Raw genomic sequence first — 16,216 nt, 5'->3', positions numbered from 1 at the left:
CAACCTCTGGCGACGCGATAAGGGTCACACCCGATTCGGGAATCAGCTAACCGACAGCGATCAGACCCTGACAGTGATCAACGCTCGAGCAGAGCTATGCATTCCACATGATGTGTTTGGGGAAAGGCGTCGAAGGCACGGAGTCCACCGATGCGGAATCCCTGCTCGAGATACAGACCGATATCCCGGCCGAACGATGCCGGATCACACCCGATATGAATCACACGTTCGGTGCCGGTCGACGCGATCGCCTCCACCACCGGTCGGCCGGCGCCCGCTCGCGGCGGATCGAGAACAATCACACCCGGCGCGGAAGACAATGACGCGCTTGCGACGATCTTCTCCACCCGGTCAGTGTGGAATCGGACCTGCTCCAGATCGGACAACGCTGCCCGGCCGTCCGATGTTGCCCGCGCCGACAACTCCACGGATTCCACGACGCCATCCGATCCGACAAGATCGGCCAGTACCGCCGCGAACACTCCGACCCCGCCGTACAGATCCCACGCGGTAGCACCGGAGCCGACACCGGCCCAGTCTCGCACAACATCTGAATATGCTTGCGCGGCACCACGATGCGCCTGCCAGAAGCCCGTCGCGGACAATTCCCACTCGCGGGTTCCCACGCGCTCACGCACGGTGTCATTACCGATCGCAACACGAGTTTTCCGCGGGCCGCTGCTCGCAGCACGGCGAGCCGTCGCCCCGCGCCGACCGGGCGCACGGCGCCCCGCCTTCGCGATGGTGGGCGCACTGATCTCGACCACATGCCTGGCACCGGTGGCGTCGAGGACCACCTGCAGTTCACTGCCCGGAGACCACTGATCTCCGGCCAATCCGTCGTAGGCACGTTCCTCGATCTGGGTGCATCGCAGGTCCGTGACAATGTGATTGCTGCGAAACGCGTGATACCCCGCCTCACCGTTTCCGTCAACGGCGAGCCGAACGCGAGTCCGCCACCCGGTGCCGTCGCCGGTGCCCGGCAGTTCCTCAACCTGCACGTCGCGTTCGACGCCGGCCAATCTCTGCAACTGCTCGGCCACCACCAGAGATTTCATCTCTCGCTGGATCTGCAGATCGGCATGCGAGTAGTCGCAGCAACCTGCTCCTCCGGGTCCGGCGATAGGGCACGTCGGGTCGATCCGATGCGGCGACGCCTCGAGAATGGATACCGCGTCGGCGCGCGCAAACGATCCGCCCTTGTCCTCGGTAACGCGAACCAGTGCCCGCTCCCCTGGCAAGCCGTGACGGACGAACACCACACGCCCCTCGTGGCGGGCAACAACAAACCCGCCGTGACCGGGCTTGCCCAGTTCGGCCTCGAAGGTCTGCCCGGTCCAATTCTCACTCAACGAACTACGCCTGCCGTTCCATCTTCTTGATCAATCATTTTTCTCCGGCGTCGTAACCACGACGAGTAGCGCCGGCTGTCTTCTCGATATCGAGGGGTTTGGCCTTTGCCGACGAACTCAACTGCCACGGAACACTCGTCACCATGACGCCGGGCTGGAAGAGCAAACGGCTCTTGAGTCGCAATGCGCTCTGGTTGTGCAGGATCTGCTCCCACCAATGGCCGACCACGTACTCGGGGATGAACACGGTGACCACGTCACGGGGTGCGTCACGTCGCACTCGCTTGACGTAGTCGAGAACCGGCTTCGTAATTTCGCGGTACGGCGACTCGATCACCTTGAGCGGCACCGTCACGTCGCTCTTCTCCCACTGCCGAACGAGCGCGCGGGTGTCAGGTTCGTCGACGTTGACGGTGATTGCCTCGAGCGTGTCCGGTCGTGTTGCTCGCGCATAGGCCAGGGCGCGCATCGTCGGCATGTGCAGCTTCGAGACAAGCACGATCGAGTGCGTGCGGCTGGGAAGCACACCGTCCCACTCCTGCTCCTCGAGTTCGGCGGCAACGCTGTCGTAGTGGCGTCTGATCAGCTTCATCACGCCGAAGATGGCCACCATCGCGACGATTGCGATCCAGGCACCCGCTGCGAACTTGGTGATCAGAACGATGATCAGCACGGCACCGGTCATCGCGAGACCGATCGAGTTGATGACCCGCGACCGCTGCATACGAGCGCGCTGTGCCTTGTCCGTCTCGGACTTCAGGTGGCGCGTCCAGTGCTTGATCATGCCGGTCTGACTGAGCACGAACGAGACGAAGACACCGACGATGTACAGCTGGATCAGCTTGGTGACCTCAGCGCCGAAGATGACCACAAACGCGATGGCTGCAGCCGACAGGAACAAAATGCCGTTGCTGAATGCCAGGCGGTCGCCGCGAGTGTGCAACTGACGTGGCAGATAGCGATCCTGAGCCAGGATGGATGCGAGGACGGGGAATCCGTTGAACGCGGTGTTCGCTGCCAGCACGAGGATCAGCGCGGTGACAATCGCGATGAAGAAGAATCCGATCGGGAATCCGTTGAACACAGCTTCGGCGATCTGCGCGATCAGTGTCTTCTGGTGGTAACCCTCAGGAGCGCCGACCAGCTGTTCTGCCGGATTGTGGGCGTAGACGATGCCGATCTTTTGAGCCAGGATGATGATGCCCATCAGCAAGACGATGGCGATCGAACCGAGCAGCAGCAAGGTCGTGGCAGCATTGCGCGACTTCGGCTTCTGGAAGGCCGGCACACCGTTGCTGATTGCCTCGACGCCGGTCAGCGCGGCACAACCCGAGGAAAACGCGCGCGCGATCAGGAACGCGAAGGCAATTCCGTACAGATGCGAGTCCTCGGCATTGAGTGTGAACGACGACGATTCCGCGTGAACATCTTCACCGAGCACGTAGATCCGGAAGAACCCCCACGCCAACATCAAGAACATCCCGACGATGAAGGCGTAGGTCGGAATCGCGAATGCAGTTCCCGACTCCCGGATGCCGCGTAGGTTCACCGCCGTCAGCAGGACGATCGCCGCCACCGCGAACAACACCTTGTGCTGAGCCACGAACGGCAGTGCCGAACCGATGTTGGACGCCGCTGACGAGATCGATACAGCAACAGTGAGCACGTAGTCGACCATCAGCGCGCTGCCCACGGTCAAGCCCGCTGTCGGCCCGAGATTGACCGTCGCCACCTCGTAGTCACCACCACCGGACGGATACGCGTGGACGTTCTGGCGGTAGCTCGCCACCACGACAGCCATCACGATGGCGACCGACAGGCCGATCCACGGCGTGTAGGCGTACGCCGAAATGCCCGCAACGGAGAGAACCAGGAAGATTTCTTCGGGGGCATAGGCAACGGACGACATGGCGTCGGACGCGAACACAGGGAGCGCAATCCGCTTGGGTAGCAGCGTGTGCCCGAGTTTGTCACTTCGGAACGGCCGGCCGAGCAAGAGCCGCTTGGTCGCGGTCGAGAGCTTAGACACGTCCAAAGCGTAAGCCGTCGAGCCTGAAATGGAGTCATCCGCCGTAGAACTGCACCGTCATCCCCGCAATCACAACGGAATTGCGCCAGTCGAGACTTGCTCTTCCCGCTCAGCGATGTACGGTTCGTTTCGGCGTGCAATCGCGTCGAAAGTCCATGAACGGAGTAGGTCGTGTATGTCGTCATCATGGGATGCGGTCGTGTGGGATCTTCCCTCGCCGCGTCCCTGACCAGGATCGGACACGAAGTTGCGGTCATCGACCGCGATCAGAGTGCATTTCTGCGTCTCGACCATGATTTCCCGGGAACCACAGTCCTCGGCATGGGTTTCGACCGCGACGTACTGATTCGATCAGGCATCGAGCGCGCCGACGCCTTCGCGGCAGTCTCGTCGGGTGATAATTCCAACATCATCGCGGCCCGGGTCGCGCGCGAGACTTTTGGTGTCGAACGCGTCGTCGCACGAATCTACGACGCGAAGCGCGCCGCTGTGTACGAGCGCCTCGGCATCCCCACCGTGGCAACAGTTCCATGGTCGACCGACCGGTTCCTGCACACGTTGACCAAGGAAAGCCAGACGGCAAAGTGGCGCGATCCGTCGGGAAACGTCGCGATCACCGAACTTGCGCTACACGAGGATTGGGCCGGTAAATCCATCTCGGTTCTCGAAGGCGCGACCAATTCCCGGGTGGCATTCATCATCCGCTTCGGTACCGGCGTTCTCCCCGATCGCAAGACCGTCATCCAAGCCGACGACCAGGTGTACATCGCAGCGGTGTCCGGCACCGTCGCCGAAGCGATCGCACTTGCCGGCAATCCGCCGCCGAGCGACGACTGAGGCGGCTGCTATGCACACGTCACACCCGACCGCACTGCCCGAAAACATGATGCACCACAACGTGATTGGAAGTTCCAGGTGAAGGTCGCCATCGCCGGCGCAGGTGCCGTAGGTCGCTCCATTGCGCGCGAGCTGATTCGCAGTAACCACGACGTCATGCTGATCGAACGCAAGATCGAACACGTCGAACCCGAGTCAGTGCCCGAAGCCACCTGGGTACATGCCGATGCCTGTGAGCTCAGCCGACTCGAGGAGGCCTCGCTGGAGGAGTACGAGGTGGTGATCTCCGCAACCGGTGACGACAAAGCCAACCTCGTACTGAGCTTGCTCGCAAAAACGGAATTCGGCGTGCGCCGCGTTGTCGCCCGCGTCAACGATCCGCGAAACGAATGGCTGTTCGACGAGTCGTGGGGCGTCGACGTCGCCGTTTCCACCCCCCGGATGCTGGCATCGCTGGTCGAAGAGGCCGTCTCGGTCGGCGACTTGGTCAAACTCATGACTCTGCGTCAGGGGCAGGCCAACCTCGTCGAGATCACCCTGCCAGACAACACTCCCCTCGCCGGCAAGCCCGTCAAGCGGCTCGAACTCCCCCGAGACTGCGCGCTCGTGACGATCCTGCGCGGAGGCCGCGTCATCGTTCCCGAACTCGACGACCCGATCGAAGGCGGCGACGAACTTCTTTTCGTCGCGGCTATCGACACCGAGGACCAGCTCCGAACGGCGCTGCGTCTCGACGCCTGACAACGAGCCTCGACGCCTGACACCGACATCACACAACGAAAGGGATAATCATGGCCGCTGCACCCGAAAATACCGTTGTCGTCGACAATCCGGCTCAGAGCCGCTTCGAGATTCACGTCGACGGCGAGCTTGCCGGGATCGAGGACTACACCACTGCCGGCGACGTGCTCTCGTTCAATCACACCGAGATCTATCCCCGTTTCGAGGGATTCGGATTGGCAGCAATCCTGGTGAGCGGCGCACTGGACCAACTGCGATCACGCGGGCTGAAAGTACACCCGGTGTGCCCGTACGTCGTGAAGTTCGTCGGCAAGCACCCCGAGTATCAGGATCTGGTCAGCTGACGTCGCGCTGATCCGGCTGATCGCCTGGCTCCTCGCCTACCGCTTCGATATCGCTCTCGGTAGGCGGGGGCTCGACAATCCGATCTGCCTTGCGCACAGCCCAAATGGTGACCACAAACGCCAGGCCGGCGAGCGGCCACCCCATCGCGATACGTGCCACCGCGAGCCAACCCGTGTGATCTGTGTCGTACAACTGCGACTGCACGACGTACCGGGCGCCGAACACCAACGCCCATGCCGCGGTAGCGATGTCGTAAGCCCGCACCGCGCCTTTGTGTCGACGCCACAGGTTGCCGTGACCGTTGAGAAAACCCCAGATGATGCCGACCAGGGGCCAGCGAATCAGTATCGACACTACAAATGCGGCACCATAGGCGAGGCTCGTGTAAATCCCGAAGAGGAAGTAGCCCTTCGCATCTCCGGTGCGGTGCGCGATGAACGCCGATACGGCGACACCGAAAACGCCTGAAATTGCCGGCTGGATCGACTCTTTACGGAAGACGCGCCACGCTGCGATCAGCACGGCCACGCCCACTGCCGCCCAGATGGCAGCGGTGAGGTTCCAGATGCTGTTGACCGGAACAAAGATCAGAATCGGCAGCGACGTGTAGACGAGACCACTCACTCCACCGAGTTGGTCCATCACCGATTGCTGTTTGGGTTCGCTCACCTGTCGAGGGTGCCACACGCGCCGCGTTATGCGGCAAATGCGCTGTGTCTGGTCCTACGGCTGCGGCTACTCGCCGCGCAGCTCGTAGTACGGATTGAAGATTGCCTTGCGCCCGTCCCGCTCGCCGACGCGGCCACGGATCAGGATGGTCTTGCCGGTCTCGATGCCCGGAATGCGGCGGCGGCCGATCCAGACGAGGTTGATGACCTCGGTGCCGTCGAAGAATTCCGCCTCGATACTGGCATTGCCCGACTTCGGACACGCGTCGACGCTACGGAGTCGACCCTCCATCGTGACTTCTTCACCGCGCCGACAGTCGCATGCTTTCCGGCCTCCCACGGCCTCGATGGACTCGGTCATTTCCTGTGCATCCAACTGATCGACATCCTCGGTGAGGCGACGAGTCAGTCGGCGAAAATATCCTGCGGCGGCGGGTGCCATTGCGCGCTCCTGCGAACAAATGTGACGCACGGGTTTCGCGTCACGGAAGGGCTGTGTGTTCGCCACTGTAGCCCCATTACGAGCGGGTAACCACACCGGTCGATCGGCGATCTCGGGGCACCAGGCAAGATCAGGTAATGGCGCTCACACATTCACCGTCCGTTGCCGTCGTTCTCCCTGGTACGGGCTCTGACGCACACTTCGTGGACCACGCGTTCCGCGGGCCGCTCAGCGCTCGAAGTGTGCGCACCGTCGCAATCGAACCGGACCCTCGGCGTGTCGTCGGCAGCTACCTCGACGCGATGGATGCCGCAGCCACCGAATACGGGAAAATCCTTGTCGGTGGTGTGTCCATCGGTGCTGCCGTCGCCTTGCAGTGGGCAGCGCTCAATCCGGACAAGACGTCGGGAGTATTGGCGGCGTTGCCACCGTGGACTGGAGCACCCGATCACGCACCGGCAGCGGCGAGCGCACGGTTCACCTCGTCACAGCTGCGCAGCGAAGGTCTGGAATCGGTCATTGCAGCGATGCTCGCCTCCAGCCCGGCCTGGCTGGGACGCGAACTGGAACGTTCGTGGCGTTCGCAGTGGCCGGATCTGCCGGCGGCTCTCGACGAAGCCGCGACGTATTGCTCGCTGACCGAACCAGCTCTTACGGAGATCGACGTTCCGGTCGGAATCGCGATAGCGCTCGACGATCCGGTTCATCCGGCGACCGTCGGCTACGAATGGGCGGCCGCGCTCCCCCGCGCCGAAGTGGGCACACTCGAGCTCGACCAGATCGGCCACGACGCCGCGATACTCGGGGCCACCTGCCTCGAGGCGCTCACGGCGGCCGGATTCTCTCAACCGCCGCGAGCGCCTGAAGTAAACGTGAGTTACTGACCCAATTGCTGCATGGCAGAACCGGATTCGCCCCGGCGCTGCGGCGGGACCGGCGGCGTGGGCGGCTGTTGCTGCACCTGCTGGCTCGCAGCGATCTGCTGATCGACTTGTTGCTGAGCTGCGGCCTGCTGCTGCGCGACCATCTGCTGCTCATGCGCGGCAGCGAGCTGCTCGGCCAACGCCTGCGGCAGCACCACCGGCAGCGGAGTCCGCACCGGATGTGGCTCCGCTCCGCGATTGACGACGGTATCGCGCAGAATGTCGCGCGCAATAGCAACCAGCGGCGCGCCGGCGGCTGTCGATCCACTCGGACCGGCCACAACACACCGAACCATCCACCGCGGACCGTCGACACCGATGAAACGCAAATCCATGGCAGCGGTCTCCGCGACCAGTTCGCGACCCCACGGACCGTTCTCGATGCTGACCGGCGAATTGTCGTCTCGCAAGGACTGCGCCAGTTCGGCGACAACCTCACGCCACTGGCCAGGCGATTTCGGTGCCGCGTAGGCGGCGACAGTGACCCGTCCGTGTTCGGTGACCAGGTGCACGGCCTGGGGTGACCCGTTTGGCGCCATCTCCACCTGCAGTTGGCCGCCAGGAGGCATCGGAACCAGAACAGAACCGAGATCGAGTCGCTGACCGTTCCGACCGGCAGTCGGATCGTCGGACTCGATGTCCGCGATGTCGTACGGGCCCTCGGACTCTTCGCTCACCGTGTCGTCTGCGTCGTCGGATTCGTCGACCTGGTCGACATCCTCGTCCTCGAAGAAACCTGTCGGTTCCTCGTCTACATCTGACTTCTTCTTACGTCCGAACATGTTTCAGACTCCCTCTACGACAGGACTCACACCTGCATCGGTGTCGAGTATCGCGTGTCCGCCGCTCGAACCATATCCACCGGTACCTCGGGCGGTGTCGTCGAGCGACTCCACTTCCTCGAATACCGGCAGTTCGACGCGCTGAACCACGAGCTGCGCAATTCGGTCGCCGCGACGAATCTCGACCGCTGTGTCCGGGTCGAGATTGATCAGACACACCTTGAGCTCGCCTCGATAACCTGCATCCACGGTGCCCGGCGCATTCACGATGGACAAACCCGATTTTGCGGCAAGTCCGGAACGCGGATGGATGAGTCCGACAGTGCCGACCGGCAAGGCAATCGCAATACCCGTACCAACGAGGGTACGGCGGCCGGGCTCGATAGTGACATCGCTGGTGGAGCACAGATCCACACCGGCATCACCGGGATGTGCACGCTGCGGAACCGGCAGGTCTGGGTCCAGTCGCTTCAAGGCGATGGAGAGATGATCGCTCACGTCGGCCAAGACTACTCGGCGCAGACTGGAGAGAGGACTACCGGGCGCGGAGCACCTAGAGGACCACTGCGCGAGACGGACTATCCTTGACTCGTGCCCGAAACATCTCGACCTGACGTCGCTACCACAGCCCCTGCGTCCACGACGCTCTATTCCGAGCGCCTCTGGCTGCCCATCGGGTGGTGGATCGCCGGAATCGCCGTGGCCGCGCTCCTGGCAGCGGAAGTCCACATGGGGCGCCCGGGCCTGGTGTCGCTGCTCGCGTACGTGGTGCTGCTACCCATCCCGATCTGGCTGTCGTTCTGGCTCAGCCGCACCCGCGTCGAGGTTGTCGAAACCGGCGGGGTCAAGGAATTGCATGTTGGCCGAGCGCACATTCCAGTGAATCTGATCTCACGCGCCGCTGCTGTACCTGCTTCGGCAAAGAGTGCCGCGATGGGTCGCCAGCTCGACCCGTCTGCTTTTGTCCAGCACCGACCGTGGGTCAAGACCATGGTCTTGATCGTCCTCGATGATCCGGAAGATCCGACGCCGTACTGGCTCGTGAGCTCACGTCGACCCGAAGCACTGGTCAAAGCTCTCAGCGAAGACTGAGCAAAGTAGTAGGCGGTCTCACGACCGCCTTGATCCCTCGGTCGACCCGAAGACATCGGGTCGACCGTCGGGACGCAATGTAAAGCTGCGAAGAACTATCAGGCTGCGCAGTCCATGCACACGAGCTGTCCGTTTGCATCGCTCGCCAGACGGCTGCGGTGATGCACCAGGAAGCAACTCGAACACGTGAACTCGTCGGCCTGCTTCGGAACGACCCGAACCGACAGCTCTTCGCCGGAAAGGTCTGCACCGGGCAGCTCGAAGGATTCTGCAGTGTCGGTCTCGTCGATATCGACGACAGCCGACTGCGCCTCGTTGCGCCGCGCCTTCAGCTCTTCGAGCGAATCCTCCGAAACCTCGTCGGACTCTGTACGCCTCGGTGCGTCGTAGTCAGTTGCCATGTCGCTTACCCCTCATCCTTCTCGTGTATCCCGGTCCCATGAACGCCTGGAATCCGGTAGATCCCGTCATGCGCATGGAAACCGCCGTGGCATGGAGATCATTCCCTGTCGCTGCACAACGTGGCAGCGGGTGGAAAAGTGCCCGGAAACTTCTCCCGAGAACGTGATCTGTGCCTCATTTGGTTGTCATTACGGCATGGAGCCGACGCCCAGTCGAACGACCTGGGCCGCCAGACAGTAGCCGAAGTAAGCGCGAAAGTAGTAACCCATTCGGTCATTTCCGAAAAAAGTCTGCGAATCGTCACCAACTACACAGCATTTTGTGATCTTCGACCCCGAAAACTCCCCTGAAATCACCGCGGTATCACCGCAGCAGCACCGACGTATCAACTCGGCGAAATTCGGTTGACGGCCAGTCACCACACACCTGAACGGGATTGAACCGCGCGCCCTCTAAGGTAGGCACCGAACGTCACGCCCGCTCTGCTCGGCTTGACGACGAAGCTCCAACTCGTCCAGAAAGTCGAGGGATACCGTGGTTTCTCTGATCACCGAAGGCAGCGCGACCGACGACCGAGGTCGTCCGTTCCGGCGCCGACGGGTGTGGCCGGTCGTCGCGGTGTTCGCGGTACTCGCCGTCCTCGGCAGCGCGCTGTGGATCAAGATCCTCACGGCTGACGCAAAAATCAGCGATACGGTCGCCTGCAATCGCCCGCAGGCATCGTCCGATCCGGCCGCCCCACAACCGATGCCCCTCGGTTCGGTTGTGGACCGAACCACGCTGCTCGACGTGGAACCGGCGCCGCTGGCTGCGACCAAGGTTCGAGTCTTCAACGCCAACGGTGAAAGCGGTCAGGCCTCGCAGGTAGCCGCCCAGCTGAAGGACTACGGCTTTGCCAGCGCTCCAGACGTACAAGTGGGCAACGACCCGGTCTACGTTGATCAGAACATGCAATGCCAGGGCCAGATCCGCTTCGGGGAGAACGGAATCGCTGCGGCCAGTGCCGTGTGGCTGGTCGCTCCGTGTGCAGAACTGATCAGGGACGGCCGGACCGACGACACGGTCGATTTTGCGCTGGGCACGTACTTCAGCAAGGTCTCCCCCAACACCGATGCCGGCGAGGTGCTCCGCGCCCTCGCCGAGCAACCCGCGAATGCCGAAGCCGCGGCAATGGACATCGATCTCCTGAAGGCGGCGCGAACCGCTAGGTGCTGATCGGGCGGTCCGCACCGCATGCGGTGAGCATCGCCGCGAACTCGTCGGCGATCCCCGGGGCGCACGCGTAGACGATGTCGCCCGCCGCAGACGTCGAATTCGGGCCCGGAATGCAGATCACGGCACCGGCTTCCTCGGCGATCAACGAACCGGCAGCCCAATCCCATGGGCTCAGTCCGTGCTCGAAATGGGTATCGACGCGACCGGTCGCCACCATGCACAAATCCAGCGCCGCAGAACCGATCCGCCTGATGTCGCGCACCTGGGGCAAAATCTCCGCGATGAACCGCCCTTGTGCCTTGCGTCGCTGAGCGCCGTATCCGAAACCTGTAGCCACCAAAGCCATTGACAGCTCGGTCACCGGGTTGGCGGCGAGCTCACTGACCGGACCGTCCTCGGTGGTCATCGTGGCGCCGCCACCGCGGTGCGCCGAATACGTCGCCCCTGCAGACACATCGACTACCGCGCCGGCCACGGAAACTCCGTCGATCTGCACCGCTACCGACACCGCGAACGCCGGAACTCCGTAGAGGAAGTTCACAGTTCCGTCGATGGGATCGACAACCCAGCGGACCCCTACGACGTCGCCTGCGTCTCCGCCACCTTCCTCACCGAGAATCGAATCGTGCGGCCGCAGCGTCGCAAGCAGATCCCGGATCACCTGTTCCGTCTCGGTGTCGACGATCGTCACCGGGTCGGTCGGTGTGCTCTTGGCCGCAACGGTTCCGGCGTCGGAACCGTTCTCGCTCTCACCCGAACCGACGACGCCGAACACTTCCGGACGACGGGCGCGAACGTGCGCAGCAGCGCGTTCCGCGACGGCCACCGCCACCACTCTCAGTTCGGCAGGATCGAGCGAATCCGTGGACAACTCGGACAGGGAAATCTCTTGTGGGCGCACACCACCATCGCAACACATCCCTCGTTGCGCCGCACCACGCGTACCCAATCGGGTTAGTGTTTGATTCGGTCAGATCGCGACATTCGAATTCGAGCCCTCAGGAGCGCAGGACGATGACAACGACAGGTTTCGGAATCGATGTAGGCGGCAGTGGAGTCAAGGGCGCTCTCATCGATCTGAGCACCGGCGAGATGATCGGTGAGCGCATCAAGATCCTGACCCCGCAACCCTCGACTCCCGAGGCAATCGCCACGACTGTGACGCAGATCGTCGAGCAAGCCGGCTGGGCCGGACCGGTCGGCATCACCCTGCCGTCGGTCGTCACCGGTGGCGTCGCTCGCAGCGCCGCCAACATCGACAAGTCCTGGATCGGAACCGACGCTGTTGCACTGTTCGGCAAGGCTCTCGGCGGCCGGGCCGTCACCGTTCTGAACGACGCCGATGCCGCAGGTATCGCCGAAGACACCTACGGCGCCGGCAAGGACGCGTCCGGGGTTGTCATCTTGCTGACCTTCGGAACCGGCATCGGGTCGGCGATTCTGCACAACGGAGTTCTGTTGCCCAACACCGAGTTCGGCCACCTCCAAGTCGACGGCAAGGAAGCCGAACATCGAGCTGCGTCGTCGGTGAAGGAGAAAAAAGAGCTGAGCTACAAGCACTGGGCCGTCGAGGTCTCGAAGGTGCTCACCACGATCGAGGATCTGACTTGGCCCGATTTGTTCATCGCCGGCGGCGGGATCAGTCGCAAACACGAGAAGTGGATTCCGCTGCTGACCAACCGCACGCCAGTCGTTCCGGCCGCACTCCTGAACACCGCCGGAATCGCAGGCGCCGCCCTCGCCGCATCAAAAATTTAGGGTGATTCCGCTGGCGATGGGCCAAGTGAAAAGGTGAAACAAGGGGTTAATCCGGTCCGAAAAAAGCCGTTAACGCCCGTCGTGACGTAAGAGTTTCCTGAGAGTCGTTACAATGGTGGAGTCCGGCTGCGCGCCGGCCACAACCATTGACCTCTCCGCCGGATCACCACTCTGGCGTGACGCCGCACGACACCGTCACGAAAGGGCGTACGTGGCAGCCACCGATACACGTCAGACTGCTGATTCTCCATCAGAGTCAGAGCCACAATCTTCAGCCGTGGAGGCGGCCACCGTCACAGCTCCGGCCGCCAAGAAGGCACCGGCGAAGAAGGCCCCCGCCAAGAAGGCAGCAGCTAAGAAGGCCCCCGCCAAGAAAGCTCCGGCGAAGAAGGCCGCAGCAAAGAAGGCAGGCCCCAAGAAGGCTGGGGATCCTGATGTAGAAGACGGCGACGTCGAGTTGGAAGACATCGACATCACGGACGGAGACCTCGAAGAGGTCGAGGTCGTCGCAGTCGGCGAGGATGAAGAGCCCGCCACCGAGGAACCGACCGACAAGGACAAAGCGTCCGGCGACTTCGTCTGGGACGAGGAAGAGTCCGAGGCACTTCGTCAGGCTCGTAAGGATGCCGAACTCACGGCGTCCGCCGACTCCGTTCGCGCCTACCTCAAGCAGATCGGCAAGGTCGCACTCCTCAACGCCGAAGAGGAAGTCGAACTCGCCAAACGCATCGAAGCCGGTCTGTACGCCGTGCAGATCATGCAGGATCTTGCTGACAAGGGCGAAAAGCTGCCTGCAGCTCAGCGCCGCGACATGAGCTGGATCTGCCGCGACGGCAATCGCGCCAAGAACCACCTCCTCGAAGCCAACCTCCGACTCGTCGTCTCGCTCGCGAAGCGATACACGGGCCGCGGCATGGCGTTCCTGGACCTCATCCAGGAAGGCAACCTGGGCCTGATCCGTGCAGTCGAGAAGTTCGACTACACCAAGGGCTACAAGTTCTCGACCTACGCAACGTGGTGGATCCGTCAGGCCATCACCCGCGCAATGGCCGACCAGGCACGCACCATCCGTATCCCGGTGCACATGGTGGAGGTCATCAACAAGCTCGGCCGTATCCAGCGAGAGCTGCTCCAGGACCTGGGCCGTGAGCCCACGCCGGAAGAGCTCGCCAAGGAAATGGACATCACGCCGGAGAAGGTGCTGGAAATCCAGCAGTACGCGCGTGAGCCCATCTCTCTCGACCAGACCATCGGCGACGAGGGCGACAGCCAGCTCGGTGACTTCATCGAAGACTCCGAAGCTGTTGTCGCGGTTGACGCCGTCTCGTTCACCTTGCTGCAGGATCAGCTGCAGTCGGTCCTCGAGACGCTGTCCGAGCGCGAAGCCGGCGTGGTTCGCCTGCGCTTCGGCCTCACCGACGGCCAGCCGAGGACTTTAGACGAAATCGGACAGGTCTACGGCGTCACGCGTGAGCGTATTCGCCAGATCGAATCGAAGACGATGTCGAAGCTGCGCCACCCGTCGCGTTCGCAGGTACTGCGCGACTACCTCGACTAGTCACACCAGCTCCACAAAAAGAGCCGCTCCCCTGTTCTTCGGGGAGCGGCTCTTTTTCTTTCGTACAGCGTCAGGCCAAGAGTTTGTCCTCGAGCCGTGCGATATCGTCCTGGCTCAACTGAAGGCCGTCCCGGACGTAGTTGTCGAAACTGCCGTAGATGCGCTCGACTGTCGCGAACGACGTATCCAGCCACGACTGCTCGACACCGTCCACGAAGGCTATGCCGGTGCGGGGACCGGTCAGGTACTGGTTGCTCAGCATGTAGTCGGCGTTCACGTCTTCGCGGGACACACCGAGCAGTGTCAGCAGAACGGCAGTCATCCAGCCGGTTCGGTCCTTGCCTGCCGAACAGTGGTACAGGACAGCGCCGTCCGTGTCAGCGATACTCGCCAGTGCGTCGTGGAATGCTCGGCTCGCTCCGGGATCACTCACCATGACCGTGTACATCGACGGCATATCCGCCAGAGCCGGGAAGTTCGCCGGGTTGGTCCCGATCACGTCGAACCAATTGCTCCGGGCACCCTCCGGGATGCGGTCCGGGGACATGGCACGTTCGACGACCGTCCGGAAGTCGTCGACCGACGCCACGCCGCGCTGGTGCAGCACCGCAAGATCCGAGGGCGTCAGTTTGTCGAGTGCATTGGTCCGGAAGACCTGTCCCATCCGAACCGTACGTCCATCCGACGTTCGATAGCCGCCGACGTCCCTCGCATTCGACGCACCCTCGAGGTGCAGCGATCGATCGACCACAACCTGCGCTGCCGCCACGCCTTGGTCTGTGGTGGGAATCCCGCCCGCAAACGCGGGAACCGGAGCACACGCGATCAGGAAGGCACACGCCACTGTCGCGGCGGGACGAGCGAATCCGTTGGGCATCCAACCAGAATATTGTCGCAATCAGGACTTTGTGCGAACTCTGATGTACAACGAGGTGACCGGTTCGACAACTCGCGCCGCAACCGGACCGATCACGGCCATCAGAAGCACGTATGCCGTTGCGAGCGCTGCGAGTTCCGGTTCCACGGCACCCGCGGACACTGCCAGACCGGCGATGATGATCGAGAACTCGCCGCGGGCGATCAGTGCCGCGCCCGCCCTGGCCTGGCCCATGCGGGCCACGCCCTGACGTTTTGCCGCCCAGGCCCCGGTGATCAGTTTGGTGATCGCGGTGACGACTGCCAAGATCGCAGCCCACCCGAGCACGGGCGGAATGGTGCTTGGATCGGTGCTGAGTCCGAACACCACGAAGAACATCGCCGCAAAAAGATCACGAAGGGGCTCGAGCACCCGACTGGCGTTGTGTGCCGTCGAACCCGAAATCGCGATGCCGAGCAGGAAGGCCCCCACCGCCGCGGAGACCTGCATCGCGGAACTGACGCCGGCCACCAGCAGTGCAGCACCAAGCAACTTCAGGAGCAATGTCTCACTGTCGGGACTGTCCAGCAGAGCCGAGACATACCGTCCGTATCGCAAGGCCACCACCAAAACGACGGTGATGACCAGCAGCGAAATTCCCACAGCTTCGAGTCCACCCATGAAGCTGACACCCGCCAGCATCGCCGTCAGAATCGGCAGGTACACCGCCATCGCAAGATCCTCGAACACGAGGATCGAGAGAACGACGGGTGTTTCGCGGTTGCCCAGACGTCCGAGGTCGCTGAGAACTTTCGCGATGATTCCCGACGACGAGATGTAGGTGACACCGGCCATGACCGTCGCGCCGACAACACCCCACCCGAGCATCAGACCGACTACCGCGCCCGGTGTGGCGTTGAGAACGATGTCGACGATGCCGGCAACCCTCGACCGTTTGAGCCCGGTCATCAATTCGGCTGCGGTGTACTCGAGTCCCAGCAGGAGCAGGAGGAGAACGATACCGATTTCGCTTGCGAGGTGCGCAAATTCGCCGATATCGCCGAGTTGGATGAATCCACCCTGACCGAAGCACAGGCCACCGATCAGGTAGAACGGGATCGGCGACATGCCGAATCGTGCTGCGAGCCTTCCCAGAAGACCGAGCGCGAAGAAGACCGCGCCCAGTTCGATGAGTGCAAGTGTGGTTGTATCCACC

At 62.6% G+C, this 16,216-nt stretch carries 18 protein-coding genes; 8 read left to right on the top strand and 10 right to left on the bottom strand.

All coding sequences use genetic code 11. From position 1 onward, the window contains the following. Window positions 1-77: 77 nt before the first annotated feature. Both RG2_RS11785 and RG2_RS11780 read right to left on the bottom strand, forming a co-directional pair. Window positions 78-1,352, bottom strand: coding sequence for a class I SAM-dependent RNA methyltransferase (locus RG2_RS11785; protein WP_033234769.1), 1,275 nt, complete (start codon window positions 1,350-1,352; stop codon window positions 78-80). Window positions 1,353-1,386: 34 nt separating this feature from the next. Then, complete coding sequence (locus tag RG2_RS11780) at window positions 1,387-3,381, bottom strand: APC family permease (RefSeq protein ID WP_033234770.1); 1,995 nt, start codon at window positions 3,379-3,381, stop codon at window positions 1,387-1,389. A 171-nt stretch (window positions 3,382-3,552) separates the two neighbouring features. Between RG2_RS11780 and RG2_RS11775 the strand changes: the two genes are divergently transcribed. The 3 genes from RG2_RS11775 (at window position 3,553) to RG2_RS11765 (ending at window position 5,303) form a co-directional block, all read left to right on the top strand. Beyond that, entirely contained in the window at window positions 3,553-4,218 is a 666-nt protein-coding gene (locus RG2_RS11775) for a potassium channel family protein (RefSeq protein ID WP_033234771.1), read from the top strand. A gap of 78 nt (window positions 4,219-4,296) precedes the next feature. After that, entirely contained in the window at window positions 4,297-4,959 is a 663-nt protein-coding gene (locus RG2_RS11770; protein WP_033234772.1) for a potassium channel family protein, read from the top strand. Between the two features lie 50 nt (window positions 4,960-5,009). Beyond that, the gene (locus tag RG2_RS11765; RefSeq protein WP_033234773.1) at window positions 5,010-5,303 is read left to right on the top strand and encodes a GNAT family N-acetyltransferase; all 294 of its coding nucleotides are present in this window, start codon (window positions 5,010-5,012) and stop codon (window positions 5,301-5,303) included. Here the strand turns inward: RG2_RS11765 and RG2_RS11760 are convergent. Together RG2_RS11760 and RG2_RS11755 are read right to left on the bottom strand one after the other, a co-directional pair. After that, window positions 5,296-5,973, bottom strand: a complete 678-nt coding sequence (locus RG2_RS11760; RefSeq protein WP_033234774.1) for a DUF3159 domain-containing protein — start codon at window positions 5,971-5,973, stop codon at window positions 5,296-5,298. The genes RG2_RS11765 and RG2_RS11760 overlap by 8 nt on opposite strands. Window positions 5,974-6,039: 66 nt before the next feature. Further along, window positions 6,040-6,414, bottom strand: coding sequence for an OB-fold nucleic acid binding domain-containing protein (locus tag RG2_RS11755; RefSeq protein ID WP_033234775.1), 375 nt, complete (start codon window positions 6,412-6,414; stop codon window positions 6,040-6,042). Window positions 6,415-6,551: 137 nt separating this feature from the next. Here RG2_RS11755 and RG2_RS11750 point away from each other — a divergent pair, with 137 nt between their 5' ends. Continuing rightward, entirely contained in the window at window positions 6,552-7,298 is a 747-nt protein-coding gene (locus tag RG2_RS11750) for an alpha/beta fold hydrolase (RefSeq protein WP_051730543.1), read from the top strand. On the opposite strand, the gene RG2_RS11745 is transcribed toward RG2_RS11750, so the two are convergent. After that, the gene (locus RG2_RS11745; RefSeq protein ID WP_033234776.1) at window positions 7,292-8,119 is read right to left on the bottom strand and encodes a DUF3710 domain-containing protein; all 828 of its coding nucleotides are present in this window, start codon (window positions 8,117-8,119) and stop codon (window positions 7,292-7,294) included. The genes RG2_RS11750 and RG2_RS11745 overlap by 7 nt on opposite strands. Before the next feature lie 3 nt (window positions 8,120-8,122). After that, complete coding sequence (dut, locus tag RG2_RS11740) at window positions 8,123-8,617, bottom strand: dUTP diphosphatase (RefSeq protein ID WP_033234988.1); 495 nt, start codon at window positions 8,615-8,617, stop codon at window positions 8,123-8,125. A gap of 93 nt (window positions 8,618-8,710) precedes the next feature. On the opposite strand from dut, the gene RG2_RS11735 reads away from it, so the two are divergent. Continuing rightward, entirely contained in the window at window positions 8,711-9,211 is a 501-nt protein-coding gene (locus RG2_RS11735) for a DUF3093 domain-containing protein (RefSeq protein WP_033234777.1), read from the top strand. A gap of 98 nt (window positions 9,212-9,309) precedes the next feature. Here RG2_RS11735 and RG2_RS11730 read toward each other — a convergent pair whose 3' ends face one another. Continuing rightward, the gene (locus tag RG2_RS11730) at window positions 9,310-9,612 is read right to left on the bottom strand and encodes a DUF4193 domain-containing protein (protein ID WP_003942593.1); all 303 of its coding nucleotides are present in this window, start codon (window positions 9,610-9,612) and stop codon (window positions 9,310-9,312) included. Between the two features lie 535 nt (window positions 9,613-10,147). Here RG2_RS11730 and cei point away from each other — a divergent pair. Continuing rightward, window positions 10,148-10,828 (top strand): envelope integrity protein Cei, encoded by a 681-nt coding sequence (cei, locus tag RG2_RS11725; RefSeq protein ID WP_033234778.1) that lies wholly within the window; start codon window positions 10,148-10,150, stop codon window positions 10,826-10,828. Here the strand turns inward: cei and RG2_RS11720 are convergent. Next, window positions 10,818-11,747 (bottom strand): inositol monophosphatase family protein, encoded by a 930-nt coding sequence (locus RG2_RS11720; RefSeq protein ID WP_051730544.1) that lies wholly within the window; start codon window positions 11,745-11,747, stop codon window positions 10,818-10,820. The two genes, cei and RG2_RS11720, sit on opposite strands and share 11 nt — an antisense overlap. Window positions 11,748-11,842: 95 nt before the next feature. Here RG2_RS11720 and ppgK point away from each other — a divergent pair, with 95 nt between their 5' ends. Both ppgK and RG2_RS11710 read left to right on the top strand, forming a co-directional pair. Continuing rightward, complete coding sequence (gene ppgK / locus RG2_RS11715; RefSeq protein ID WP_033234779.1) at window positions 11,843-12,586, top strand: polyphosphate--glucose phosphotransferase; 744 nt, start codon at window positions 11,843-11,845, stop codon at window positions 12,584-12,586. A 112-nt stretch (window positions 12,587-12,698) separates the two neighbouring features. After that, window positions 12,699-14,144 carry an RNA polymerase sigma factor gene (locus RG2_RS11710; RefSeq protein WP_202025569.1) on the top strand — a complete coding sequence of 482 codons (1,446 nt, stop codon included), beginning with the start codon at window positions 12,699-12,701 and terminating at the stop codon, window positions 14,142-14,144. Window positions 14,145-14,214: 70 nt separating this feature from the next. Here RG2_RS11710 and RG2_RS11705 read toward each other — a convergent pair whose 3' ends face one another. Continuing rightward, window positions 14,215-15,021, bottom strand: a complete 807-nt coding sequence (locus tag RG2_RS11705; protein ID WP_033234780.1) for a tyrosine-protein phosphatase — start codon at window positions 15,019-15,021, stop codon at window positions 14,215-14,217. 21 nt (window positions 15,022-15,042) lie between these two features. Beyond that, a complete protein-coding gene (locus RG2_RS11700; RefSeq protein ID WP_033234781.1) occupies window positions 15,043-16,215 on the bottom strand; it encodes a cation:proton antiporter in 1,173 nt (390 codons plus the stop codon). Between the last annotated feature and the right edge of the window lies 1 nt (window position 16,216).

This window comes from Rhodococcus globerulus NBRC 14531 (assembly GCF_001894805.1).
Lineage (GTDB): Bacteria > Actinomycetota > Actinomycetes > Mycobacteriales > Mycobacteriaceae > Rhodococcus_F > Rhodococcus_F globerula.
This window is presented reverse-complemented; position numbering and strand designations above follow the sequence as displayed.

Bases quoted from the DNA above. Each gene is read 5' to 3' on its own strand.
- RG2_RS11765 (WP_033234773.1), top strand. From the start codon at position 5,010: ATGGCCGCTGCACCCGAAAATACCGTTGTCGTCGACAATCCGGCTCAG.
- RG2_RS11755 (WP_033234775.1), bottom strand. From the start codon at position 6,414: ATGGCACCCGCCGCCGCAGGATATTTTCGCCGACTGACTCGTCGCCTC.
- RG2_RS11750 (WP_051730543.1), top strand. From the start codon at position 6,552: ATGGCGCTCACACATTCACCGTCCGTTGCCGTCGTTCTCCCTGGTACG.
- RG2_RS11745 (WP_033234776.1), bottom strand. From the start codon at position 8,119: ATGTTCGGACGTAAGAAGAAGTCAGATGTAGACGAGGAACCGACAGGT.
- RG2_RS11730 (WP_003942593.1), bottom strand. From the start codon at position 9,612: ATGGCAACTGACTACGACGCACCGAGGCGTACAGAGTCCGACGAGGTT.
- RG2_RS11720 (WP_051730544.1), bottom strand. From the start codon at position 11,747: ATGTGTTGCGATGGTGGTGTGCGCCCACAAGAGATTTCCCTGTCCGAG.
- ppgK (WP_033234779.1), top strand. From the start codon at position 11,843: ATGACAACGACAGGTTTCGGAATCGATGTAGGCGGCAGTGGAGTCAAG.
- RG2_RS11710 (WP_202025569.1), top strand. From the start codon at position 12,699: ATGGTGGAGTCCGGCTGCGCGCCGGCCACAACCATTGACCTCTCCGCC.
- RG2_RS11705 (WP_033234780.1), bottom strand. From the start codon at position 15,021: ATGCCCAACGGATTCGCTCGTCCCGCCGCGACAGTGGCGTGTGCCTTC.